Source organism: Kitasatospora sp. NBC_01287, from assembly GCF_026340565.1.
Lineage (GTDB): Bacteria > Actinomycetota > Actinomycetes > Streptomycetales > Streptomycetaceae > Kitasatospora.
The window spans coordinates 2,526,541-2,552,702 of record NZ_JAPEPB010000001.1 but is presented as its reverse complement, the minus strand read 5'-3'; the positions used below and the strand labels follow the sequence as shown (position 1 = coordinate 2,552,702).

At 67.9% G+C, this 26,162-nt stretch carries 15 protein-coding genes and 1 pseudogene; 9 read left to right on the top strand and 7 right to left on the bottom strand.

The genetic code is table 11. From position 1 onward, the window contains the following. The first annotated feature begins 45 nt into the window (after positions 1–45). From OG455_RS10560 to OG455_RS10550, 3 genes are read left to right on the top strand one after another with little or no spacing between them, the layout of a single operon-like run. On the top strand, positions 46–1,317 hold the full coding sequence (locus tag OG455_RS10560; protein ID WP_266292443.1) for a hypothetical protein: 1,272 nt from the start codon (positions 46–48) through the stop codon (positions 1,315–1,317). Continuing rightward, positions 1,314–4,631 (top strand): hypothetical protein, encoded by a 3,318-nt coding sequence (locus tag OG455_RS10555; RefSeq protein WP_266292441.1) that lies wholly within the window; start codon positions 1,314–1,316, stop codon positions 4,629–4,631. The genes OG455_RS10560 and OG455_RS10555 overlap by 4 nt, the downstream gene beginning before the upstream one ends. A gap of 28 nt (positions 4,632–4,659) precedes the next feature. Then, positions 4,660–7,599, top strand: a complete 2,940-nt coding sequence (locus OG455_RS10550) for an RNaseH domain-containing protein (protein WP_266292439.1) — start codon at positions 4,660–4,662, stop codon at positions 7,597–7,599. A 424-nt stretch (positions 7,600–8,023) separates the two neighbouring features. Here OG455_RS10550 and OG455_RS10545 read toward each other — a convergent pair whose 3' ends face one another. After that, positions 8,024–9,904 (bottom strand): UvrD-helicase domain-containing protein, encoded by a 1,881-nt coding sequence (locus tag OG455_RS10545; protein WP_266292437.1) that lies wholly within the window; start codon positions 9,902–9,904, stop codon positions 8,024–8,026. Continuing rightward, entirely contained in the window at positions 9,901–11,760 is a 1,860-nt protein-coding gene (locus tag OG455_RS10540) for an ATP-dependent endonuclease (protein ID WP_266292435.1), read from the bottom strand. The genes OG455_RS10545 and OG455_RS10540 overlap by 4 nt, the downstream gene beginning before the upstream one ends. A gap of 663 nt (positions 11,761–12,423) precedes the next feature. On the opposite strand from OG455_RS10540, the gene OG455_RS10535 reads away from it, so the two are divergent. From OG455_RS10535 to OG455_RS10510, 6 genes are all read left to right on the top strand, one after another. Continuing rightward, the gene (locus OG455_RS10535; protein ID WP_266292433.1) at positions 12,424–12,672 is read left to right on the top strand and encodes a hypothetical protein; all 249 of its coding nucleotides are present in this window, start codon (positions 12,424–12,426) and stop codon (positions 12,670–12,672) included. Beyond that, positions 12,672–13,355 (top strand): restriction endonuclease, encoded by a 684-nt coding sequence (locus OG455_RS10530; protein WP_266292431.1) that lies wholly within the window; start codon positions 12,672–12,674, stop codon positions 13,353–13,355. The genes OG455_RS10535 and OG455_RS10530 overlap by 1 nt, the downstream gene beginning before the upstream one ends. 41 nt (positions 13,356–13,396) lie before the next feature. Next, on the top strand, positions 13,397–14,116 hold the full coding sequence (locus tag OG455_RS10525) for a restriction endonuclease (RefSeq protein WP_266292429.1): 720 nt from the start codon (positions 13,397–13,399) through the stop codon (positions 14,114–14,116). A 114-nt stretch (positions 14,117–14,230) separates the two neighbouring features. After that, on the top strand, positions 14,231–15,055 hold the full coding sequence (locus OG455_RS10520) for a restriction endonuclease (protein WP_266292427.1): 825 nt from the start codon (positions 14,231–14,233) through the stop codon (positions 15,053–15,055). A gap of 198 nt (positions 15,056–15,253) precedes the next feature. Continuing rightward, the gene (locus tag OG455_RS10515; RefSeq protein ID WP_266292425.1) at positions 15,254–17,479 is read left to right on the top strand and encodes a hypothetical protein; all 2,226 of its coding nucleotides are present in this window, start codon (positions 15,254–15,256) and stop codon (positions 17,477–17,479) included. Between the two features lie 37 nt (positions 17,480–17,516). Beyond that, positions 17,517–18,773: a hypothetical protein gene (locus tag OG455_RS10510; protein ID WP_266292423.1), complete on the top strand. Its 1,257-nt coding sequence runs from the start codon at positions 17,517–17,519 to the stop codon at positions 18,771–18,773. Positions 18,774–18,902: 129 nt separating this feature from the next. On the opposite strand, the gene OG455_RS10505 is transcribed toward OG455_RS10510, so the two are convergent. From OG455_RS10505 to OG455_RS42040, 5 genes and pseudogenes are all read right to left on the bottom strand, one after another. Beyond that, positions 18,903–20,255 carry a hypothetical protein gene (locus OG455_RS10505; protein WP_266292421.1) on the bottom strand — a complete coding sequence of 451 codons (1,353 nt, stop codon included), beginning with the start codon at positions 20,253–20,255 and terminating at the stop codon, positions 18,903–18,905. A gap of 210 nt (positions 20,256–20,465) precedes the next feature. Continuing rightward, positions 20,466–21,725 carry a site-specific integrase gene (locus tag OG455_RS10500; protein ID WP_266292419.1) on the bottom strand — a complete coding sequence of 420 codons (1,260 nt, stop codon included), beginning with the start codon at positions 21,723–21,725 and terminating at the stop codon, positions 20,466–20,468. 916 nt (positions 21,726–22,641) lie between these two features. Next, on the bottom strand, positions 22,642–24,003 hold the full coding sequence (locus OG455_RS10495; protein ID WP_266292417.1) for a restriction endonuclease: 1,362 nt from the start codon (positions 24,001–24,003) through the stop codon (positions 22,642–22,644). A 1,046-nt stretch (positions 24,004–25,049) separates the two neighbouring features. Then, positions 25,050–25,430, bottom strand: a complete 381-nt coding sequence (locus tag OG455_RS10490) for a hypothetical protein (protein ID WP_266292415.1) — start codon at positions 25,428–25,430, stop codon at positions 25,050–25,052. 190 nt (positions 25,431–25,620) lie between these two features. Beyond that, positions 25,621–25,815 (bottom strand): annotated as a pseudogene (locus tag OG455_RS42040) (3-hydroxybenzoate 6-hydroxylase); the annotation flags it as partial. Positions 25,816–26,162 lie beyond the last annotated feature (347 nt).

Genomic DNA, 26,162 nt, shown 5'->3' with positions numbered 1-26,162 from the left:
CGTTCCAGGGCGGTTTGTCAGACCTGTGCTCTACGGTCGTCTGCCGTGACGACCCATGTCGATGACGACGGTCTGACGTTCTCTCACTTCGAGGCGTTCCGGCTGATCAACTTCACCTTCATCAAAGCCTGTCAGACGATCACCGCCCCGGACCTGAGCCCGAGGCACCGGGCCGAGAAACTGATGCGGTACCACGGGGACTTGCTCGCCGCGTACGGCCCTGGGGTGCCGCTGTCGTTCGGCGACTTCCGCCAGAAGCTTCTCGGCCCCATCGAAGGACTCCTCCCGCCATGGCTGGACCGGTCCGGTTTCGACGATCTCGATTTTCCCGTGGTCGACGAGGAGGGCTGCGTCACCGCCATTGCGTTCGATCTGCAGTGGGAGACCGCCCAGTTGCACCGGATCTTGAATCGGCTTCGGCGGATCGGCCGGATGCGGTTCACCGAGGAGCAGCTCCAGGACGAGGTCGACCAGGATCAGATGTACGAGATCCTCAAGGGACGCGGCGACGCTCAGTACGTCAAGGACCGCACCACCCTGGTGGAGTGCCCTGCCGGCACGGCCGAGGAGCTGAACAAGCGCAACCTGCCTCTCAACGCGATCGGCTACTACGAGGCGATCCCGTACCACTCGATCTACCACACCTGGTGGTTCCCCTGCACGGTGTGCAAATGGCCCATGAAGGTCAGCAGGCGGGTGACCGCAGGCCGCGAGTACTACCGAGTCGCCTGCCTCTACGGTCGGCATGCCGATACCGGTGCCAGTTTCACGTTCTGGCCCACCACGGGAGACGCACCGCAGTTGCACCCTGACAGCTCCGACACCCCCGCTCTGCACGAGGCCGCGCTCGCGCTGGGTACGACGGGTGCTGTGCCGGAGGCGAGGCCGACCGAGGGGTATCTGGCGCTCAAACGCGGCGTGTGGCGCTACACCTGTGTGCCGGGGCTGTATGAGCTGCGTCTGCATACCGTCCTGCGGGAGCGGCTGGCCGCCGGACAGATGGATGTGGAGGAGGCCATCATGCTCTGGCCGATGAGCGATGTGTACGACCACCGCATCGAGGTCAAGGGCCCCGACGGGAGCGCCTACGTCTTCACCGTGGACGTGAAGGACTACTCCAATGTCCGCGTCCTGGCCGAGAGCCTGCACCGCAACGAGGGCGACAAGGGCGGAGCCGACTGGCTCGTCGTCCCCGACCACCGAGCCGACCAGATCCCGTTGCTGACCGTGACCTGCGAGAAGTACGGAATGAAAGCCGTGACCATGACCGAATTCGCTCAACTGGTCTGCCGGAGTGCCGGGGTGGTGTGGGAGTGAGCCAGACGACCGTCAAGGACTCCTTCATCCGCGCCGCGCTGGCCCTTGCCGCCCACTACTTCCCGCAGTGCGACGACGACGGCAGGCCCCTGGCCTCATTCCGCTATGCGGCGTTCTTCGCCAGCTGCAAACCACAGGCGTGGGACCGGTGGACCGAGCTGAGCAGCGAGGAACGCCTGCTCGTGGCCGGGGTGATGAAGATCGCCAACCCCGTCCTCGCCGATGAACGGCGGTTCGCCTCCGCAGCCCGGATCCTCCTTGGCGCCATGGACATCGGTGACGAGGAGGGCGAGGAGACGTCGGTCCAGTTGTTCACCCTGGCCGGCGACCCGCTCACCGCCACCGCAGCCCGCCCCCACCTGGGCGGGGACTACCTCGGCTACGTCGAGAGCCTTCTCGCGCCCTTCCGGCGGCCGAGCAGCCGACGCAAGCCCCACGACTTCGCCGCGCCAGGCCAGATGTATGAGACGAGTGAACGCACCGAGGGCAACGAGATCGTCCACGGGCGGGTCACCATCCCCCGCTTCCCGTCGTTCACGAAGCCGCTCGGCCACGACGCGCTTCCCAGCATCGCTACCCGGCCAGGCCTCGTCACGATCAGGGTCGCCATCCAGGAGCTCAAGGACATCGCGCGGATCCTGGACACTCAGTACGAGAGCACCGAGACTGGCCCCTGGCTGCTCAAGGTGCTGACGGGCCTGCTCGACCGCCTCAAGGCCCGCGACACCGACACCGTCGACGTGCTGGACCTCTTGGCTGGACTGACTCAGATCTTCCACGCGCCAACCGGAACCGGAAAGTCCGTGCTGGTCCGACTCCTGGGCTCGTGGGCCGCGCTCAACAACCACCGTGTCACTCTGCTCGTCCCCGACGTCAAGGCCACGCTCGCCTCGGTATGGGACATCAGCCGCGACCTCAAGATCCTGCACGAGGCAGGCAAGACCGAGCAGTTGGCGACCTGCGCCCCGCTGATGTCACCGTCTTCGCGGCACCACCGGGCCCTCAAACACGCGTCCCTGGTCAAGGAAGACCCCAACGCCCCCGGGGAATGGGGCAAGCGAGGGCTCCGCGACGTCGACCACCTCGCCTACGGGTGCGCGCAGCAGCACTGGCTCGACTCCGCCGGCACCTACCACCCCGGCAAGGAGAACTGTCTGAGCCTGCGCGGCGGCGGAGACATGCTGGCTTGCCCCTGGATCCCGACCTGCGGCAAGTTCACCCCTGCCTACCAGGCCGCCGACGCCACGGTGATCGTCACCAACCATCACAACTTCATCCAGGGCACTATGAGGGTGGGCATCCAGATCGACGGCCGCCCGATCCGCTCTGTCACCGTCCGCGAATTCGTGCTCCGCGCCAGCGACTTCGTCATCATCGACGAGATCGACGCCTTCCAGGCCGTCGCCGTCGACCGGTGCGCCACCACCGTCGACCTGCACTCCCGGCAGCCGTGGACAGCGGAACCACAGACCCTGGACATCGCGGCCAAGTACCTTCCGCTACGGTTCGAGAACCAACTCATCGAACCGATCAGCCACGTCCGGCTCATGGCCGAGTCCCTGCTGACCGGGCTGTGTACCAAGGCGTTCCGGCTCAACCACCACGACGATGCCAGGGTCGCTCGGCTTCGGCACGAATACGACTACGAGGGATGGCGCCTGCCGCGTTCCAAGGACCGCGAGCTCATCAGCATCCTGTTCCCCGAGTACGAGGTCGGCGACGGACAACCGCTTCCCCGTGAGGCCGTCGACCGGCTCGACGCTCTGGTGCCGGCCCTTGACGTCAGCGAGGACGACGTGCGAGCCCGCACGCCCTTCTTCCTTGAGCCCGAGTGGGAAGGGGTCAACAGAATCCTGGGCACCGTCGTGTCGCCGCGCGGTATCAACCAGCGCGATGCGCTCAAACTCAGGCTGCACCAGGAACTGGTCCCGATCGTCAGCGACAGCCGCGCACGCAATCGGGCCATCGACCACCTGCTCATCCGCACACTGATGAGCGAACTGGACAGCTCCCTGGCCGGACTGCGCGATGCTGCGCAGACCCTGCGCCACTCCGGTCTGATCTCCGCCAACAGCATCATCGACTCCATGCACTCCGGCGGCGTTGCCGATGTGCTTCCGCACGGAACGATCGGCAAACCCATCAACGGGTACCGGGTCACCGGTATGAAGAACCCGGAGAAGGATGCCAAACTCTCCGCCCAGCACATGGCCGGGGACCCGCACACCTACGTGTCGGAACTCGGCGGACTGGTCTCGCTGATCACCGCAGGCGTGGAACGGCCCGTCTTCGGGCTCTCCGCCACGGCCTACTTCCCCCAGGCGGTCAAGGAGCACATCCACGCCCCCGTGATGTGGTGGATGACCGACGCGCAGGAAGAGTCCATCCTGGTCGAGTCCTCGGCCGTCACCTACGGGAGCGGCCACCGAAAAGCCGGGGAGCGCATCCCGATCGCCGGCCAGTTCCCCTCCGACAAGCCCGAAGCACTGCGCGAAATCGGCGAGCGCCTGTACGAGACGAAGCTGTCGCGGAAACTCGCCCGCCTGGCCAAGACGGACAAGACCCGCGCCCGCGTGATCCTGACGGCCAACAGCTACGAGCAGTGCGGTCACATTGCGACTGGCCTCTCCAAGGCAAAGGGGCTCTCCCACCGGGTGTGCGTCCTCGTCCGGGAGGAAGACCGCCACAGCAACGTCCGGCACCTCCCCGATCCGACACTGGTCCGCCGCATCACCGTCGAAGAGGTCGAGGAGTTCCCCGAATTCGGCGACATCCTGGTCGCCCCGCTGGCTAACATCGCCAGGGGATTGAACATCGTCGTCAACCTCCGCTCGGCCATCCATTCCATCTACCTGTGCGTGAGGCCCCCGCTGATTATCGACGATCCGACCTGGATGTACGGCAGCGTCAACGCCACAGGCATCAACGCCCTCCCCTCATCAGGTACGTCTGACCCTGTCGAGGCACTGCAGAACGCCCACGCCGCAGCACGCGATCATCTGGCCACCATCCTGCGCTCCTCCCCACAACTGTCGACCATGGACCTCGTTCTCCAGGAGCAGATGGTCGCCGGGATGCTGGTCTCCCTCATCCAGCTCGCCGGCCGCGCCCGGCGCGGCGGCACCAACATGGAGCTGCACTTCGTGGACTACGCCTTCCAGGACGAGACCTGGAGCTCCGACCTGGCCAGCATCATCGACCGCATGGCCTCCCGCTGGCGGCCGGAAGAACGCCGACAGATGGCCGAACTGTACGGCGAGGCGGTCAACGCCTTCCTGACCTACGCGGGCGTCGACCTCACCCTTTCCGCATAGCCAAGCGCTCCCGAAAGAGACCACCGCAGTGACCGACAGCAGCACACCCCTCCCGAGTACCCTCACCCTGCGCTGCACCCCCGAACTCGTCCAGGGCCAGAAGGTGTACGTGCGCATCTTCCCGCGGAGCGTGCGGGACGAATGGGAGAAGGTGAAGGGCGACGGGGACGACGAGCAGAAGAACCTGCCGTACTCGACCGCCATCACCTACCTGAAGTTCAAGACCGGCGGATACGTCCACCTCGACCGGTACCTCAACTTCCTGGTCTCGCTGGAGAAGATCGACGACGACACCCTGCGCCACGTCTTCCGGTGCATCGTCGGCTACAGCAAGGGGATGAACACCGACCAGGCCGTCCTCCTCGAAGTGCCGCCAGTGGCCGAAGCCATCGCGAGCACGCCCGAGCAGGAATTCGAGATGACCCGGTTCCTCAAGCCGACCCCTGGCAAGCAACCGAAGTGCCCCGACTGGATGTACGTCGCCGTGCCATGGGTGATCTCCAAGAAGCTCGCCGAGCAGAAGTTCACCATCTACGACCTCGTCCCGATCACCGAGAAGGTACCCGCCAAGGAGAAAGACGGCTCCCTCACACTCGACGCCAACGGCGGCCAGGTCCACAAGAACCGCACGATCGGCTGGAAGGCCAACCCGAACAAGCGGGAGGTCACCTACCTGCCGGACAACAGGGGCGGGCTCATCGCCTGGGACGCACCCTTCGGCCGCAAGTACAACGTCCGCGACGACGGAACCGAGGTCAACGCCGCCACCAAGGCCCAGTACGCGATGTCCCGGCTCTCGGTGGTCATGAAGACCGAGCCCAACATCGTCGACCCCGTCATCTTCCTGGACGCTCACGTCACCCGCGTGGACAGCAACATGGTTCGTGCCAAGTCGACGCACATCCACCAGGGCAGCGACGGACTGCCGATCCTCCACACCGAACTGGTCCGCAACGGCACCGTCCGGGCGGTCAACCATCGCGCCCTGGAGCTGCTGGCACGCGACAAGATGGACGTCAGCCTCCTGCAGGAACTCCAAGCACGCGTCACGGAGGAGCGCGCGGTGCTGCAGAAGGCCGCCGACGACGGGACCTTCCCCACGTTCATCACCCCTGACGCCGGTGCCATTCGCCCGCTTATGGCGAAGAACGACAGCTTCGCCGTCGGCACGGGCCCCGGCACCCTGCACCTACGGCTTCTCGCCGAGCACGTCACCAAGGTGCTGGGGGAGAAGGCCACCTGGGTCGACTTCGCGGTGGAGCCGATGGTCTTCGAACCGCGCCCCACGGACAAGCAGAAGATGCCCCCGCAGGAACGGGACCACCGGACCAAGGCTGGCGAGGTCCTCCACAGCATCGGCTTCCCTCCGGCCGAGGAGATCACCGCATCGGTGAACGCCCAGGGCTTCGAACACCTGCGGATCGTGTGCCTGTGGTACCGCCACAGCACCCGCCTGCGCATGGTTCATGCCCTCTCCCTGGCCTTCCCGGACAGCCCGCCCATCGGCGACCCACAGCCGGGCGAGGAGATCACCCTCGCGCCTGGCATCAGCGCTGTCTTCCGCAAAGCCGAGCGCTTCCTGGCACACGGCGACGACATCGACCGGGCCGTGGAGTTCAAGTCCTTTGCGGACGACTTCGCCGACAGCTCGCACGTGATGGTCGGAGTCTGGTGCGAGACCGAGCTTCCGTCCCTGAAGAAGAAGGACGGAGAAAAGCGGAATGCCTTCCTGCTCCGCAAGGAGCGGCACGACGGGAAGTTCCGGGTCCGCCGTCTCCTGGCCAAGAAGGGCTTCGTCTGCCAGTTCACGAGCGGGATGAAGCCGGGGTCATTCGGAAAGTCCGCGACGGAGATCAGCCCCCCGAAGCCGGGAAAGGACCACGCCGCCTACATGGCACTGCTCGACCTGTACCGCTCGCTCGGCATTATCGACCAGCGCCTCGCGCGGGCCATCGCGAAGGACAGGAAGGGAGATGAGGCCGCTGGCCTCGTCTACTGCGGCATTCACGCCCGCCGGCAGGCCAAGACGGCTGACGGCAAGCACACCAAGCGCATCATCGTCGCCACCGCCCTCTTCCCGCCGGACGAGACGGACGGCGCTTGGACCATGCGGGCGTGGACTCCCCTGATCGGGGCATGGGTGCCCTACCGCGAGGCGATCGCCGCCTTCCACGCGAGCGACTACGCCCTGCACGTCGACGGCAAGGGTCAGACGGACAAGGAGCGCTGGGCGGAGGCCGCGGCCCAGGTCGAGGACGCTCTCGCCAGTCTCGTCCGCGATGAGCTGGAACCAGGTATGCGCTACGTCGTTATGGTCGACGGACACGCCTGCCGCCGGATGTGGACGGGCCTACACAACGAGAACCAGAGCTACGAGGAAGGAGACAGCACCGATCCGCGCACCTGGCTGCCCGGGTACGGCAAGGGCAAGAACGCCCCGCGCAGCAGGCCGAGTGCCGTCATCCGGATGAACGTCGCCCCGACGGAGGTTCCCCAGTACGTCCCCATCTCCCGTGAGAGCGACCCCACGACCGGCAAGGAAGACATCGACTTCACCTCGACCAAGCTTCACCGCGCCAAGGTGGATTTCGGACACGCGTTCTGGGTCCTCTTCAACGTCCCACGTAACTACCAAGCCAAGGGTGGTGACCTCGGAAGCAAGATCACCCGCTGGGACGCCGATCCAGGCAAGGGCGGTGACGAAAACGAGCGAGAGACGAACCAGCTCAAGACCCCGTGGTGGGCCATGACGGCGACCGAGATTTACCCCGTCGGCGTCGCGGACGGCATCGACCGGACGATGCTGGCCCGCGCCACCGCGCGGCTGTGCCACCAGACCATCGCCTGGGCGGACCGCTCGCGGTACGCGGTGCCGCTGCACGCGGCAAAGCAGATGGACCTCGACCACCCGCAGTACCGTCGGTCAGCACCGCCGGACGAACTGGGCGACGAGGACGCTGACGAGTAGCCACAGCGCGCCGCGTCATCGTGCCCAGCCAGTGTGGCTGGGCACGATGACGCGGCGAAAGAGCGAATATTGATCGGATGGCCGGTGCAGCCGAAGGATCCGCGGCACTCCGTTCTCTCTGTGGGGCTTGGCTGTCCGTGTAGCAGGCGATGATGGGTGCGACAGCCGAGGTCTTGAAGAGGGGAGCGGCTCGGGTGCATCTGAGCCAGGTGAGAGTCAATGGTCTGCGCGCCAGTGCCGAGGCGGAGATCGACTGCCGGCTGCCGGGCCGGTTCAGCATCCTGATCGGCGCAAACGGCGCCGGGAAAACGACGGTGACCGACGCTCTCTACCTGGCACATCCCCAGCGCTTTCCCTTTCCGTGTGCCGTTCTCCCACAGGGTCGTCCATCCCACCGGGTATCCGCGCGGGTCCCTGCGCCCGCTCAGAGGCGGACTATGGACCAGCCGTCCCGCGTCAGGGCGCCGAGGTAGGGGTGTGCGCGATCTTCGTGGACGGCGAGTGCGAGCAAGTGCTTGGCGCGGGTGGCTGCGACAAAGGTGGTCATCGCGGCGTGTTGGCTGGCGGCATTGAGCTTGCCGACGGGAGCCTCTCCCGTGATCACGGGCAGCAAGCTGCCAAGGTCATGGCTTTTTCCGTACTTGGTGGCGCATTCGAGGACGAGGGTCGCGCAGTGCGTCTCGCCCTTCGCGCTCGCGATGGTGGCTGTGAGCATCGGTGGCAGAGTTTCTTCCGGAGCCGGTGGCAGTGGCGTGTGGGAAAGCCAGGAGGCATGGGTGGTCCCGTCTATCGGGACGGGTGCTCCGACGGCTTCTTCCACGAGCTTGCCGAGGCGGCTGACGAAGTAATCCCACCGGGCAGGGGTGTCGCAGTCGTTGTGCAGCGCCTTGACCAGGAGCAATCGCAGGTGGTGGCCCGGTGTGCCTGGTCTGCGGTCGAGTTGGGGGAAGGGCGGCAGGCTTTCCGGGAGGGTCGGGGGCGTGGTCGGTGCCTGCAACTCCCAGAGGAGGGTGCGGACGGCTCCCCACAGAACGGTGGCTGCTGAGCCGACCTGGCCGGTGTGCAGGAGAACTGTCCTGGCGCGCCGGTAGGCCTGCAGCAGCCGGCTCGCATCCGCCGCCGTACCGGTTTCCGACTGGGGCAGGTAGCAGCCGACCGCGCGGGGGAAGAGCTGTGATTTCCCAGGGCTTTCACGAGCGCCGAGGACCTTTGGCGGGTGCGCGGCGGCGGCTTCGGGCGGCACCGTTTGCCGGACGAGTTCGTCGAAGGCGGGCAGGACCCGGGCGATGCTGTCCTTGGTGAAGGTGATGATGGTGAGAGCGCTCTCGGGTCCGTGGCCGCGGATCTCTTGCGCGCGGTGAACCGCGAGCCTGCTCGCCACTCTCGCTGGCCCCGCGCCGAAGCGCAGGCTTACCGGAAGCTCCATCGCCTCCTTGTTGGGGAAACTCCCTGCCGCAGGTCCGGCGCCGTCTGCGCTGAGGATGCGCTGGTTGACGTCTCCCACGCACTGCACGACGGTGCTGTCCTTGAACACCGCTTCCAACAGGCGGCGCTGTTCCTCACTCGTGTCCTGCATCTCGTCGATCAGGACGAACGGAAACCGGGAGCGCAGACCGTCGGCCAGGCGGGGGTGATGGTGCAGGTGCCGGGTGGCGATCGCGTACATGTCGGCGTAGCGGAAGACGCCACGCTGGAAAAGATGCTCCTTCAGTTGCATCAGCTGCTTGTAGCTGGCGGTGCCGCGGTTGAGGTTCTTGACCTGGATCTGCAGCTCCGGCTCGGCGGGGTCGAATATGTATGTGGCTTCGGTGACCATCTTCGACCCGTCGGCGCGTTGCCGTGTGAAGCCCTTCAAGGTCTTGAACGGACCCAGGTCCAGAAGTCTGCCAGCTTGGGCGGCGAAAGCGTGGTCGTCGACGGCTCTGGTGGTGATCTTCAGCGAGCGTATGGCTGGCAGCGCGAGGAAGGTGTGGACGAAGTTCTGGATCGTTCCGGCGAAGTGCGGGTAGTGCTCCAGCCGCCGTGCTCGTCCGGACAGTCGGCTCGCGATCTCCTGGGTGGCGGTGTTCGTGTGAGACAAGACGCAGATACCCTGCCGGTCGGAGGACCAGCCGTCCGCCACCAGGGCGAGTTTCAGGGCGACAAGGGTGGTCTTGCCGGAGCCGGGGGCCGCCTGAAGGTGCAGCGAACCGCGGGCTTCCAGGAATGCGAACTGCTCGGGAGACGTCAGGGCAAGGCCCATGCTCTGGGCCTTGGCTTCGATGGTTTCACGGTCCAGTGCGGTGAGGGACAGGGGGAGCGTCATGGCCGGGTACTCCCGCGCAGGTAGTCGACCGCGTCCAGCAAGTAGCTCGGCAGGTCGTCCCGGCGGATTCCGGATGTCTCCAGCAGGCGGGCGGCGTGCTGGGCTGCGATCGGCTTACGGGTGCCTCCTACGCGCAGCGGGCGGTAGATCTTCAGCGCGCACTCCTCCAATGAGAGGTGGTCGTCCTCCTGCCACTTCCTGACCTCCATGGCCGCGATCTCCTCGATCCCCACGAGGTCCTCTGCCTTCGGCCACTTGGTGCTCTTGGCCGCGCTGATCGCCTGGTGCATCAGCGTCGCCATCGGCCACGAGGCCCGGGCCAGGTCGTATTCGAGAGTCCACCAGTTCGACACGAAGGTCCGGACGGCCCCGCCGTCACGCTTTTGCTTCTTGACGACGTGTTCGCTTCGCTTGGCCTCAGTGAGGCTGCTCCACCGCGTGAGCTCCTTGGCCATCTCCTTATCGGCCCCGTCGGGAGCCAGGTCCATGTCCGTGATGCAGGCCACGCGTACCGGCGGCAGGGCGGAGTCCGTGCGCTGGAAGATCCGGGAGTAGCGGAACAGACCGGTGCTGCCGACGTTCACGATGCTGACGCCGTTCTCGGCGAACGAGTGGCCGGCGACACGGGCGAGTGCGGGCAGGAGCAGGACCTCCGCGTCGCCCTCGACCATGGCGACGGCCCGGGCAAAGAAGAGGTTCGCCTTGGTGGCGTCCAGGAAGCGGCTGAGGAACGCGTAGTCCGAGCGCTCGAGTTGGGTGCATTCCGGCCGGAGAGGGAACGTTTTTCCCCGGGCGACGAGGGTCAGGTGTTCCACTGGCACGCTGGAGGCGATGTGCGGGCTGTGGGTGGTGGCGATGATCTGGACAGGGGACTCACCCTGGCTGCGGTCCTGGAGCAGGTCGACTACGCGGCTTTGCAGCTGTGGGTGCATGTGGGCCTCGGGCTCCTCGATGAGGAGGACGGGGGAGGTACTCTCCCGGCCTAGCAGGAGGAGTTCGGCAGCCATGAACAGGGCGTTGTTGTAGCCGAGGCCATGACGAGTCGACTCGGTGAGGCCGGGATCGGGGGCGAAGGCCAACTCGAGGCGCTCCAGGACGCTCTGAAGTGATGCGGTCGTGGCGATGCTGATCGCGCCGGAGAGGGCATCCTGGCCGATGGCGAATCTGTTCAGGTACCCGCTGTTGAGCTCGTCCCGGGCTTTCTGCACCAGGGCGTTGGCGTTGATGTGGTGGTCGGCGCGCTGCAGGATTCCCACCAGAGTGCTGGCGCTGTCTTCGAGGTAGTCGAAGTCGTTCTCCCGCTGCTCACGCATGCCCGGGTACTGGGTGAGGATCTGCGACAGTCGGGAGTTGCGGCCAGCCCGCATCTCTCCTTCGGCGTCGCGCAGCGGCCGCAGGTACGTCGCGCGAAGACGCTCGCGGGCTTCGCCGTCGAGTACGGTCTCGCCCGCTCGCACCCTGACGGACATCCGGTGGGGCACATCCGGGTCGAACGGCTCTGCCCGTACGGTCACCGTCAGCCGAGGCACCTCGCCCGGAAGCGAGGTCAGGTACTCGCTGAAGGAACCGAGTTCGCGGTCGTCGAGGCCTTCGAATGTACAGCTGATCTGCAGGTAGTCGGCTCTCCCATTGGCACCGTAGTGGAGGTCGTCCGTTGTGATGCGGGTGAAGTCGGCGCTCGACGTCAGGCACAGCCGTATTGCATCGATCACGGCGCTCTTGCCGCTGTCGTTCTCCCCGACCAGAACGGTGAGGCCGGGTTGAAGATCGAGGTCCAGGGCCGACCCGGGATCCGAGTCGGTGGCAGGCCCGCCGAAGATACGGAAGTTCTCGGCCTGCACGCGTGCCAGATACATGAACCCCTCAAGTGCCGTCTGGCTGCCGAGACAGCCGCCACTTCCCGTACCGGCACGCTAGGGCGGCCGCACTCGGCGACGCAACGAAGTAACCATGTTGAAACGTGGGCAACCAGCCGCTGGCCGGCCTGGTGAGCGCGTGCCCGCCTCCGGCGGCCGGGCCTTGGCGGTGGCTCGGCGAGGCCCTTCGAAGCGCCTTGACGGCAACGTCACTGGACGGGTCTTGCACCTGGCGGATCGTTGGGGTTCGCGGGTACTCGAAGCGTGTCACCGAGGAGCTCGATGGCCTGGCGCTGGCCAGATGCAGGTGAGGACCGCCTCTCTCCAGGCCCCACGGGCCGGCGCCCGCAGGTGGGTACGGGCAGAGGCGGTCGTAATACGCTGCCGCTGCGATCGGGCGTGCGCCGCCGTTAACACGCCATCTGTAGCGCGAGGTCGCCCGGGCCGCCGCCAGGCCGTGCCGAGGCGCCTTACGGGTTCAGCTGTGCTGTAGCCGTCTTCCGAAGGCGCCGCGATGGACTGCACTAGGCGTCGCCGCAGGCCGGTGCCCTGCCGCCTACGCGCGCCCCCTGGTCGAGCACTGTGGCCGGTTAACACCCCTCTGAATGATCATTGTTGATGATCAGTCAGAATCTGTCCGAGGTTGCTGCTACACCATCTCCGATGGCGAACCGTATCGAGCGGATCGCCGGTTCGGGGAGGGAAGAGCCTATGGCTCCCGAGGGGTACCACCGCGTTCGCGCGCACATCCGCCGCAACCCGCGCCCCAGCGCGAAGAAGACGAGCGGCTGGATGATCGCCGGCGTCGTTGCTGTCCTGTGGCTCTGGGGTCACTTCATCGGCTTCAGCGACGGCAACGCGACCACGCCCGTCAACTCGAACCCGACGGTATCCGCCCCGGCAGGACGCTGATGGCTCGCAGGCGAATCTGGTTGCGCAAGCCGCGCAACCAGGCCGAGTACGCCGCCGCGGGGATCGTCGCTCTGGCACTGTGCAGTTGGCTCTTCGAGGCCGCCCGAGCGTTCCTGGTATTCGCCGGCCGCCACTGGACGCCGCTTGTCGGCGTTGCTGCGGCTGCCGCCGTCGCGGCAGCGGCAGTATGGGTGCGGCGCAGGGGAACAGCTCGGGTCCGCGCCGAGCGGCTGTCCGCTCTGCGGCTGACCCTGGGCCAGATCGACACGATGGGGGACCAGGACTTCGAGTTCGCGCTGCGCGACCTGCTGGTGCGCGATGGCTGGACGGCACGCAAGGTCGGCCAGCAGGGCGACCAGGCCGCCGACGTCATCGGCCAGCACCCCCAGCGCGGCCGGATCGTGCTGCAGGCCAAGCACACCACGGTCCGCGCCAAGGTCGGCTCGCAGGTGATGTACCAGGTCAAGGGCACCGCTGGTCCCGCCCACGGCGCCGATGTCGCCGTCGTGGTCACCAACGGCTCCTTCACCCGCGCCGCCGCGGCCTGGGGCGACAAGCACCGCGTCCACTGGGTCGACCGCGACCGGCTCCAGAGCTGGGCCGAGCACGGTGTAGCCCTGCACGACCTCCTTCGTCTACCCGCCGTCACCGCCAGGCGCCGACGGCGCCCCTTCGCGGTCTGACGCTCGTTCACGAATCCACGCGCGAGGAAGGACGGACCCCGGTGAGTGAAGACGGAAGCTGGGACTGGGTCTGGAAGCTCGCGCTCGGCTGCCTGGTCGGCTGGGCGATCCTCAAGATGCTCTGGCGCTGGCTCTCGACGACGGTCTGGCATTGGCTCACCGCGGACGTAGGCCACTGGTTCAGCACGGACGTGTGGGACTGGATCACTGGCCATGTGGTGTGGTCGGCCCTCCTGGGCCTGCCGGTCGTCGCGATCACCGTGGTCGTTGTCAGGAGCCGCTTTTCCATGGGCGGCTATGTGTACATCGACGGTGGCGAAGACTTCGACGACGAGGAGGAGTTCGAGGCCCTCACCTTCCAGATGTGGGAACTGGAAGCCGCGAGCCCGACCGGGTTCGAGCGGGCGTGTGCCGATCTGCTGCTGCGCGACGGCTTCGATCTGGAGCGGCACTCAGGCGGCGCTGGCGACCTGGGGGCGGACGTCATCGCCCGGGACCGCGACGGCCGCAAGGTCGTCGTCCAGTGCAAGCGATACGCGAAGCCGGTGGGGAACGAGGAGGTCCAGCGCTTCAACGGTACCGCCCGGCCCGAACACGGCGCAGACCTGCCGGTCATGGTCGGACTCAACGGATTCACCGGCCCAGCACGGAAGTTCGCGTACCGTCACCGCATCACACTGGTAGACCGCGAAGCGCTGCGCGAATGGGCGCAGGGGCGACACCTGTACGACGTCCTCGACGACGACCTCGCGGCAGCCTGAGGGCCGCCCGCCAGCTGGACGGTACAGGTAGTCGAACGCATCAATACGGCAACCGGACGGAGCAGAGGAACGACGTGGCAGCCATCAAATTGGCGACGAGGGCGGGTGCCGGGTATGGCTTCCGATGAGGAGAGCGCGCAGCGCGGCCGTGTGAGCCCGAGCGCCGCCGACGAGAGCGGTGGCCTGGCCATCCTGGGTGGATTCGTCGCGCTCGGGGTCGTCCTGCAGACCGCGGCCTGGCTGTGGGGCCACCCGCTGACCGCCCTCGCGGTACTGGCCGGTGCCGCCGCCGTGCTCTTCGGCGTTCGTGCCGCACTGCGGCACACCGCTCTCGGGCCGCCGGTTCGCCGGTTCCTGCAACCGGTGCGGGCACAGCTCCACGCCGGCGTCTCAGCACGCCTGGCCCACGTCCGCACCACCGTCACCACGCGCTTCACCGAGAGTATCGAGCAGTGGGCCCAGCGGCCGCTGCAGCAGGCGGTGCCGGCCGAGCCGGCCGCCTCGTACGTCCGCCGTCCCATGGACTACACCCTGGAAGCCTTCGAGGCGGCCACACCGCTGCGCTTCGAGGAGATGTGCCGTGAACTGCTGGAGCGCGACGGGTTCACGGATGTACAGCGGGTCGGTGGCGCTGGGGACCTGGGAGCCGACGTCGTCGCCGACGACTGGATGGGCCGACGGGTGGTACTGCAGTGCAAGCGCTACGCGGCCCCGGTGACCTCTGAGTCAGTACAGAAGTTCAACGGCACCGCCCGGCCGGTGCACGGCGCTGCGGTCCCGGTCATCGTGGCGCTCAACGGCTTCACCGCCCCCGCGGCAGCTCTCGCCACCCAGCAGCGCCTCCACCTTGTGGACCGCGAGCGCCTCGCCCGCTGGGGCAGCGGCCAGCACCTGTACGAGGTCCTCGACATCGACCGCGGTCCGGGACGGCTTGCTTGATCGTCGCAGCAGGTACGAGCCCGAGGTCGTCTCGGCTGCCCCCCCCGAGAGGTGGCTGACGAAGCCTGAGCACGCGGGCTCCCACTGGCCGGTCTGGGCATCGCACCTTGCCACGATCTTCCGATATCCGGCCGCATCCGACTCCTGCTGTCAGTCCTTCGGTTTAGGCTCACAAGCCGAGACTGATAGGGGAGTTACGTGCTCGACAGTTCGCTGACCGCTGATGTCCCGCTCGGCCCGTTCGAGGGCGTGTCGATCGCGGTCCGCTCAGCCAAGGGTCAGAACGCCAAGCTTCACGCCGCTACGGCTTGCACGCAGCTGCGTACCCCCGAGGTGGTGGCCGCCGAGGTGCCGCTCAATGCCGACACGATCCAGCGGATGTGCGTGCAGTGCGCACAGTACGCCGACTGGGCGCGCCCGGACCACGGCCTCGGGATCTTTCTGCGGGCATTGCAGGGCACCGGGCTGCTGCACCAGTTGCAGCTCTACACCGAGCCGGATCCGGACGCCGGCTGGGACCAGGCGGAGGTCCAGGCAGCCGCCGAACTGCTTCGCGCCGACCCTTACCCCGGCTCTGACGACGGGGACGACGACAGCGAGAAGCGCGACTGGCAGACACGCGAAGACACGGAGCACCTGCGCGGCAGGCTCCGCACCACCTGGCGCGAAGCGGCGCGCAGCCTCCACCTCGCCGGGACCACGGCGGCGAGGTTCCCCTGGCTGGAGGAGTGGGCACAGCCCAGACTCGCCGTGAAGGAGAACTACTTGGAGGCGCTGCGGGCGCAGGCAGCACTGTTCGTGGACGCCGGCACTCTTGTGGCGGCCTCTGTCGCAGCAGGCCTCAAGCAGCCCGAACTCCCCGTCACAGAACCGGCGTTCAGTGGGCTCGGTGGACGCCATGAGGTCACGGAGCGACTGGCGACCCTGTGGCGGAAGTGGCACGCCGCAGCCTTGGGCGGTCGGGAGAGGCCAAGCGAACGCGTCCGCCTCTCGTACCACGCCATGCACGGCATCCGCTCCAACCGCAAGGGCTACGCCGAGGCCAGCGCCGCCGTTGTCCGACTGATTGAGTCCTGGGAAGAGCAGCTGAGCCGGACGGTTGCTGCGGCCGATCCCGACGACCTGGTGTGGGCGACGGTACGGCTGCCGCAGATCAAGGGCGCGGCCCGGCACCAGGACGAGCGCGGTCTGCTGAACGGCCTCGACGACTGGACGATCAGCGTTCTGATCACCTACCTCATCGCCGGAGACTGGACCGAGCACACCCTCACGCTGCGCCTGCCCCAGCCGGCTGCCGATCGTCTCCTCACGGGCCGGGGCCTCGACTGCCAAGCGCACGACGCGCGTCCGACTCCCACCACGCCCACGCCGACGGAGGGCCCGCTGCGTCCTGGCGTCTTCGACGACACCCCGCTGCACAAGCGCCAGATGGTGACCGCCGACCACCTCCGCCTGCTGCGTTCGACGCGGCCAGCCGTGGACGAGCTGTACATCGTCTTCTCGACGGACGCCGGAATCGAGGTCCTTCCGCTGCTCGTCCTCGAGAAGCGGGTAGCCGGTGGCTGGCAGGGCTTCCTCGTCGCCGGCTCCGAGGACCTGCCCGCAGACGTGATCGAGCCATGGGTACGCGAGGTCGGGCCCAGGCCCGAGGACCAGCAGAGTCTGTGGCCCGGACACCAGCGCAGCCCGCACGACCCGTACTTCGGCGAGCACCTCGGAATGGCCCAAGGCGCCACCCGCACAGCCTGGCTGGCACACGAACCGGCGGGCGGGGAACGCAACCTGCGCCTGCTCGCGATGGCTCGCGGAGTCCGGGACCTGCGGACCCTCGATGCCGGATACGACGACGGCGGCCGCTCCCGCGGACTTCCGCGCCCGGTATGGCAGGGCCTGCTGGCCCACGGCCAGGACCTGGATCTGGAGCCGTTCGAGGCCCCGAACACCGACCACTGGCGCGGTGGTGGCAGCGGCATCCCGCTCGGCGTCCTGGCCGACGTGCAGGTATACGCGACCAACGCCGACCCTCGGTACCAGGGCAAGGGCCACTCACCGTTCTGCTCCCACTCCCACGAGCGCGGCGCGATCGTTGCAGAAGACGACCTGATGACCGTCTCCGATCTGCTCGACGACACCTATGACTGGTGCAGCAAGTGCGGGGGCTATGCCATCCGGAGGCTGACGGACACCCAGCTGTCCTACTACCGGGCCGCCCACCGCCTCCACGACATCGCCCAGCAGCTCGACCCTGAGCGGGGTGGTTCCGACCGGCTCGATGCGAACGCCGTCGTGCAGCAGCTGCACGAGCTGGCCGACTGGTCCCCAGCAAGCGAAGACCACTGGTACTCGGGCGGGGCGCGGCGCTGGCGGCGAGTCGTCCAGGACCTGCAGGTGAAGGCCGAGCAGTTCCGCCGCACCACCCCGTGACAGCAGACTCGTCGCCCCGGTACCGAACAGGAAGCCCATGGACAACCCGTCAGCCGACGCCCTGTCACCGCACGCCACCACCCGACGGCTGCTCGCGCGGCTCACTGCCGCCCTTCGGCGGGCCGGCTGGACCGAGAACGAGGCCTGGGACGAGGAAGACGAGGGGAAGGAGCTCCCCGTTGTCCTGGAGTTCTCCCGCTCCAACTTCCATATCCAGGTCGACTGGAACCCGGCCACCGCCTCGCTCACCGTCGATGACCCGACCGAGAGTTGGGAATGGGACAGCGCCCTGCCCCCGCTGTTCCCGCTCGACGAACCCCTCATCATCGACCTGAGTGCGCACCCCATCCAAGCAGCGAAGGCCGAGGCCGCACGCCGCTGCTTCGCGGAAGCCGGACTCCTCGACGCCACCCGCATCCGCCTGTCCGAGGATGCCAAAGCACTGCGCCACGACGTGGTGATGCTCCTGTGGGCGGACCACGTCCTTGGCGCGATCAGCCGCCATCGCAACGGTGACGACGGCAACGAGGCGATCAGGGCACTGGGGGAAGAGTTCTCCTGGCGGGCGGCCGCCGGCCTTCGCACCTACCCGGTGATCGTCCCGGACCCGATCCCGTCCGCAGCGGCCCGGGGCATCGCCGAGTGGTGCTGGCGGCGCGAGAGCGACGTCGAGGAGTGGCACTTCAAGATCGGCGATATCACCATGGCCCGCGCCAACATCGCCGCCACCCGCGCCGTCCTTCCCCACGTCCACCCAGAAGGCATCGACTGGCCCGGTATCCGACTCGCTCTCACTGCACCCGGCCGCCGACTTGCCGACGGCCAAACCCTCGCCGACATCTTCGAGGAAGGCTGGACGCCGATCCTCACCTCCGTCCACCGTCAGATCGGCCTGTGGCAACAGGCCGACGAGTCACTCGGCCCCGAAGCCGTCCTCCGCCTGCTCACCATCCACGGCTCCCGCAGCGAGTCCATCGGACAGTGGTGGGGATCCGGCTGGTACGAGACGGCAGTCCGACGCGCAGTCGCCCGCGCAGCGGCAAGCGGCGCCCTGCCCGCCGCGATACTCGCTGTCTTCACCGACGCCGAGCACTTCGCCGACACAGCCGCCGGCCACCCGGACGTCCTCGACGACGACACGCTGGTCTGGATCACCAGAGCCATCCACAAGGAGGAATGCCTCCTACGCGACGCCCAACTGCCAGTCCCCACTGCAGTGACGCTCCCCAGCTGGGCGGCACTGGACCTCCTCGACATCCTCCACTCGACCGGCGAGGAAGTGCCTGACGCCTGACCAGGATCAGGTTGGACCTCCCTCGGTTCCGCCTCGAGGTGTCCGGCGCTGAAGGGGCACCGCGGGGGCGGTCACCGGGAGAGCCCGCCGCCCGCTTGCTGGACGCTCAACGCCCTGCTGCGCTTCGGGTTACTGTCCCGGCAGACGGCTGCGCAGCAGGGCTGTGCGGCACGATCCGCACGCGTGAGCCGAGCGGTTGCCGTAGCGGTGGATCGGGGCACCGCACAAGCCGCACGGGCCGATCTCCCAGACCGGGCAACCGAACTGCGCCGCAGCGGCTCGGCGTTGGGCGGCGCTGGCCTTCAGCGTGGGAGGGTCGGCGGGGAGGGCGAACGTGGAGTGCGGGACCTGGGCGAAGGTTCGCAGGCCGGTGGCGTCCGGACGTTCCCGGCGGGAGCGGGGATCGTTGCGGGTGAGGGTCTCCTCGCCGTAGCGGCAGGTGGGGTCGAGCTCCTCGCCGGTGAAGGTGATCTCCTCGTCCGGCGAGTCGGTGGTGTCCTCCGTTGCACCGGTTGTCTCGGGCCGGCCGACGATGTCCCACCACGTGTCCCGGTCCGCGGCGGGAACCCACATACGGGAGGCGGTGCGCCGGCCGTCATCGTCTTGTATCTGCAGGGGGACGAACTCGCCGTCAGCGCTGGCCACGACCAGGTAGTCCACCTGGGTCGGGGCCTTCGTCGGCAGGCACAGTGCCGGCAGGAACCAGCCGGAGTGGAAGCGGCCGCAGGCGCTACCCGTGGTCGGACAGGGGCGTTCGCTGGTCGGCAGGCACTTCCAGACCTGCAGGTGGCGGATCCCACCGCGGACGAACATCGCGAGTTTGGAGGTGATGTCGCGTGAGGAGAAGTCGTCCACACGCACCCACGGTGCCCGGTCGATCAGCGCGGCCCGCTCGCTGTCGGTCACCCACAGCGGCGTGATGCCGTTCTCGACCGCCCTGCGGGATCGGCGGCGGACGGTCTCACCAGTGATGGGCGAGTACTGGGCCTCCCAGCCGATCCGGGTGCCGCCGGCCCCGGTCACCAGGACGTCGGTGACGATACGGCCGTCCGCCGAGCGGGCCTCGACCTGGGCGTGCAGTCCGTGCCGCTCCGCACAGCGGGCGATCCGCTCCTTCATCGCGCGGTGGCGGGCGCTCTCCTCGGGGGTGGCTCTGTGAGTGACCGGCAGGTGGGCGCCGACAAGCACCAGACGGCCGTGCCTGCGCCGGGTGCTGATGAACATCCAGGGGGACTTGTCGGCGTTCTCCGACCGGCAGACCCTTCCGGCGTGGTGGTCGAGACACTCCAGGAGTGCACGGTCGCGGTCGCCGACCGGGCGCAGGATCTCTTCCAGCAGATCGGGGCGCTCGGGATGACCGAGGTCGGGGAGGGTGAGGTTGATCGTGATGCCGTATCCGGTATGGAACACGCCATTCGCCATTCCACCAGCGTAAGCACGTGTGGTGACAAACGGGCCAGTAAGTAATTCGACAACTTTCATGACTCCTGCGGGACTTGGGGTCAAAGCGGGGAGTCGTGCCCTCGCGGCGACCGATTTCGGGCCGCAGGGACAGTTGCATCACATGGGCAAACCCAGAGTGGATCCCGGAGGTGGAGGGCCCTGGGCCTACCCCTGACTGCTCAAGCCGGACGGCCATCCGTTCCCGGGACTCGCCTGCCACTGGAGTTCCTCGAAAGCCGACTTGGCAGGCTACGCGGCGATCGGCAAGGCCCCGGAACTCTCCGGTCCGCCGTGCTGTGCAGGCCGCTTCGCATCTGCCTTGTCGAGCGCAGCAGCGAGAGCTTCGACGGCCTGGTTCGCGGAGTCTTTGAGGAGGTGGCCGTAGAGGTCGACGGTGATGGCGAGGTTGGAGTGGCGCAGGGTCTTGGAGACGACGGCGAGGGGGATGCCGGCGGCGATCATGATGCTTGCCGCGGTGTGGCGCAGGTCGTGCAGGCCGATCTTCGGGAGGTCGAGTTCGGCGGCGCGTTTGCGGAGTTGGTCGAGGACCCACTGGGGGCGCAGGGGCTCGCCGTCGGGGCGGGCGAACACCAGACCCTCCAGGCGCCCTTCGGGCTGGGCCGCCATCTGAAGGTCTGCCTGGCGGTAGAGGGCTGCCATGACTCTGGGGGAGAGGCTGATCCAAGCGCGGCTGGCTTCGGTCTTGGGCTCGTTGAGGTGGATCTTCCCGTTGTTCACGGCGGTCAGGGTCCAGCGGACGTAGAGCTGGCGGTCCATCAGGTGCACGTCGGACCAGTGCAGGCCGAGGACTTCGCCGCGGCGCATTCCGGTGCCGAGCATGACCTCGAACAGGTCGGTGAGCCGGTCGGCGTAGTGCTCGGCGTTGTGGCGCAGGAACGCCGCGGCCTCGTCGGGGGTCCAGCAGATGCGTGCGGTGGCGCGGGGCTTGGCGGGGACGGAGTGCTTGGCCGGGTTGTAGCGCAGCCGCCAGGTGCGCACCGCGTGGTTCAAGGCGCTGCGCAGCATGGCCACGGCGTGGTGGATGGTGGTGCGCCCGCGGCCGGCGGCGAGTTGGGTGCTCACCCAGGCGTCGATGTGCTTGGGCCGCAGGTCGACGAGCAGCATGCCGCCGAACGCCGGGACCAGGTCGCGCTCGATGCACGCCCGGTAGCCCGCCCAGGTGTTCGGGGCCAGTGACGGGCGCTTCGACTCGAGCCACTCGTACAGGAACAGCCCGACCCGCATTGTCCGGTCCTCGTACACGTCCCGGTACTCGGCATCCAGTACTCGCGCCATCTCCCGGGCCGCCTCCGCCCGGCTGGCGAACCCGCCGCGCCGCCGGGTCCTGCGCTTGCCGTCCTCCGGGGCCAGGTCGACCGCGTACGTCCACCGGCCGTGCGCGCTGTCGGCAGCCAGCTGCGGACACCACGAACCCAACTGCTTCCCGCTGGTGCCGTCCTTGCACCCGCACCGGCGATACACCCTGCCCCGCTTGGGACGCCGCGCCATGGGGGTCCTCCTTGAACCAAGTGGTGATGGCGTGTCCAGAGTTGTGGGTGTGATGGGCGTGGCGGCAGAGCGTGCGGGGCGGGGCGTGGAGCACGCCGAGATCGACTGGCGGGGACACGCGCTGGCGACACGCCGCGAGGCTGATCATGGAGCACGTTCGGCGGGTAGGGCAGCTTGATCGCGCAGCATCGGCCCGCACGGGGTCGCTGCTCGGATGAGTGGCCGTGGACCGCGAGAAGGCGTCTGCCGGTCGGCCGTTGGTTGTTGGGCTCGTACAACCTGGCGCACGTGCGGTGCGGTGGCGTCGAGTCTCGGACCAGCCCCCGGAATGCGCTACGCCGAGCGCCGAGAATTCCGCGAGCCTGCATGGAATGGGATAGGTCGGGATTTGAGATGACCATTTTTTGGCTGGCTGTTGGCCTGGGTCGGATTGATTTCACTCGACGGATCAGGGCCGCTGCTCGATGACCTTCTGGGCGATCCATGGGAATCGCTGGATCCGCGGCCGGAGTGGCGCTACCCTGGAGGCATGAACGCCACTCGGACCCTCCGTCAAGCCCCTGACCTGGGGACCAGCTGGGGACCACACGTCAAGCGCGCTGCCGCACGAGGTGCGCGAAACATGCTCATCTGCGCACGCACGACGTGTGCGCGAGCGCATTTCAGGCAGGAATAGGGGAACCCTTCCTGACTGGGGGTCAAGGGGTCGCAGGTTCAAATCCTGTCGTCCCGACAGTGATGTCGGAAGGCCGTTGGCCGGGAGAAATCCTAGGTCAACGGCCTTTTTGTTGATGGCCCGACAGGTGGTTGGCGGCTGTGACGCCGCGGCTTGGCGATCTTGCTGGGGACCAGCCAGGGACCGCAGCCATTGGCCGACGGGCCGCCGCAACCCGCTGCGGCGGCCGCGCGTTCGCGCCTACACCAGGTCGCCGGCCTGCCAGCCCGGGGGGACCTTCGGCAGTCCGATCAGGGCGTCGATGCTCAGGTGCTCGGCGAGCAGGGCCTTGAGGTTGCGGCCGTCGATGAGGCGGAGGCGGCCGTTGCGGTGGGCGAAGTCGTAGCTGTCCTTGCCGAACCACGAGGTGGTGACGACGATGCCGTAGCCGGCGTCCTTGTCCTGGATGACCCCGGACATGGCGCGGACGGTGTTCACCGGGACGATGTTCTTGGACCGCTTGGCCTGGATGGCGAAGATGGTGGATCCGGTCGGGTCGGTCAATGTCGCGACAGCGTCCACGCCGTCGTCGCGGGAGCCCTGGGTGCGCCAGGTCTCGTATCCCATGGCTTCGAAGAGTTCGCGGACCAAGCGTTCGAAGTCGTAGGGGTTCATCTGGAGCAGGTCGGGTCGGCTGTCCAGGGTGGCGACCACGGCGGTGTCGGTGGTGATGCGGTAGCGGGACAGGTCGGCCTCGACGATGGGTGTGACCGGTTCCAGGTCGTGGGGGTGCTTGGAGACGGTGGCGCCGAGCCGGTGGAGGCACTGCTGCGGGTCGAGCCGGGGCTCGTCCAGGACCAGTTCGGCGAAGTCCTTGCGCTGGGCGACGACACTGACGACGCAGGCTCGGATCGCTTGGCCGGTGGCCGAGTCGGTGGCGTTGACGCGGCCGTTGAGGATAACGGTCTCCACGAACGTGGCCGGCGTGGCGGAGAACGCCTCGTCCAGCGCGCGCAGGGCCAGGCGGGCCACCAGTCGGGCGTAGGCCTCGTGGATCTCGGCCGGCTTGGCGGGCTGGGGGACGACCTGGGCCCGCTGTGTGACGTAGCGGTAGGAGGCCACCGCAGGGACGATCTCGTGGTTCGGCAGCTCGACGTCGACCAGGAGCTGCTGGGCCTCGGGGACGTAGACCGCCTGGGCTGCGGTCCGGCAGCCCGGGGGGACAGGGGAGCGCTGCAGCAGGTCCTCGATCCGCTCCGCGACACCCTGAGGGCCATCGTGGGCGAACGCTTCTTCGATGTGCAGGTGCCACGCCTCCAGGCCCTCGGGGCGCAGGAGCAGGACTGATTCCAGTTCCTCGCGGCGCCGGTTGCACTCGGCGGTGCCCTCCTCGGCCTGGGCCTTGAGCCGGGTCGTCTCGGCTTGCCGGGCCTGTCGTTGGGCTTCCTTCTCGGCCAGGGCGTCCGCGCGCTTCTTCGCCTCCTCCTCGCGGCGCCGAGCCGTCTGGCGCTTGGCCAACTCGGCTTCCACCCGGGCGGATTCCTTGGCGCGAGCGGCGTCCTCGCGTTGAAGGTGCTTCTCGCCGGCGGCCAGGAGCCGGGCGTGTTCGACGGCGGGGTCCACCTTCCGCTTCCTGGGACGGGGTTGAGCCGCCGGGGCTGCAGCTCGGCCGGTCGCCTGTTGGGCCCCGCCCTGCGCCTGCGTGGCTCGCGCCTGCTGCTTCAAGCGGTACGCCTCGGCGAGGATCTCCGCCACCGTCTTTCGGCGTGCCACCCGGTCCACCCCCTGGTCCACGACAGCGCGGCCCCGTGCGGGACCGCGCTGCCTGCGCGATATGCCAACAGCACTACCCGGCTGGGGCCGCCAAGAATCCGCTGCGCCAAGCCGAGCAGGGGATGAGCACCGGTACGGGGGCACAACGTACCGCCGCCGTTGGGGAGATGAAGCGCTCACTCGCGCGGAAGCGGAGAAGGGCCTCTGTCGTACATCTCGACCGGGCGGTTGCACAGGTCGCGTACGTCCTCCAGCGGCACGGCGATTCCAGATGCCTGGAGGCTGCCATGGATGTTGCGCGCGGTCTGCTCGCGGAGCAGCAACAGGACCCAGGGCGGCGCACCTTCTTCATCCCTGGAATGCCCGGCTTTCCGATTGCTCCGAGTAGTCGTTGCCAAGTCGTGATGGTCGATTTCCAGTCACCTTTCTGGCGGAGATCAGCCTTGCGTAGCGGATGTTGGCCACGCCTGACTGCCTCTCAGGTGGCGGGATGTGTCGAAATCGACACATCCCCAATCGCCACTCGGACCCTTCGGTGACGCGCTGTGCGCAGCAAGTGTGGTGGCTCTTCGTAACGAATCCGCTTGAGGCTGTGCCTGGCGCCGGGTCGCGCGGGCCGGCGGGTCGTCAGTAGGCTCGCGGCACCTGAGGTGGTGTCAGCGCGATGGGTCAGCGAGGTCGCCAGGCTCCTGTGCCGTCGGAGCGGCAGATTCGCCTCCGCGGGTGCGGCAACGACTTGCGCCTCGGCCCCTCGTGGCGAGTCCCCACGCGATCACCCCGACCTCCCTGCCCGGTCTTCCGCTTCCCGCTGTCGGCCTCCAGTACGCGGAAGGCCGTGAGCGGCGCCGGAATCGGATGGCCGACCGGCTCGTGTTCCAGGCCCATGAACTCGGTTCTCACTCGGCGAGGAGGTCGTCGACGAAGTCATCGACACTGCTGTTCACCTGCAGGGGGTGGGGCACGCCCTCGAAGTCGGCGAACCAGACTGCGCCCACCTCCGGAGCCAGGCGCTGGAGCAGGTGCAGGACCATGGCGGCAGGGACTACGATCTCGTCCTGCTCGCGGAACACGAGCACCGGCTCGGCGCAGTGGTAGAGGACGCTGTGGCTGCGCTGCTCACCGCGGAGCCGGATCTCGATCGTTCCTTGCGGCCCGAAGGGGGCGGACACGTCGGCATCGGGGCGGATCTCGGTGGCGGTTCGGATGAGGTCGTCGGCGGTGAACGCCCAGTGCGCCCCGCGTCCCTGATCCGCACTCACGTAGTAACGGCCTGACATGCCCTCATCCTCTCAAGCCTTCACGTCTGCGGTCAGGGAACGACGCGGGTCTGGCCCGGCACGCCGTACGCCAGCCGCATCGCTTCGAAGTAGGCCGCAGCCTTCGAATCGTTGGTGTCGATCTCCAGATGGTTGACGCTGTTGCGTGGGTCCTTGATCGCCGAGGCGTAGCGCTGCGTCTCCGACTGCTCATCAGTGGAACGCCCTTGCGCACGGTGTCGCAGGTGGCCGCGAACGCCGCGTCGAGCTCGTCGGGGGTGCCCCAGTCCTCCTCGCCGGCCAGGGCCTTGGGCGACTCGAAGACGGCGACCTGGTTGAGCGTGTCGCCGCCGCGCAGGGCGTACTGGACGAAGTCGCAGCGGTGGCCGACGTAGACGGTGATGTCCTGCTCCGCGATGCCGTTGTTCCGGACCTGCTCGATCGGGCCGGCCGCGCGGTACCTCGTCGCCACGCTGGACGCTGCGGCGCACGCCCTGGAGCGGGATCTGGCCCCTTTTCGGACGAGCGGGGTTTCGGTTACGCCCCCTCCGCCGCCCTGCGCTTCGTGAACGGCAGCACCAGGCGGGACCGGTGCGTGGCGTCGCGGTAGATCTTGTGGGTGACGGGACGGCCCACCGGCAGGTGGAAGGCGTCCGGGGGGCGCCCAGCACGACGCGGCCCTGGTCTGCGCGTCCCTGAAGACGGCGGCCGCCACCCGGGGCGGCGAGGTCGACGGCGTGGTTTTCCACGGCG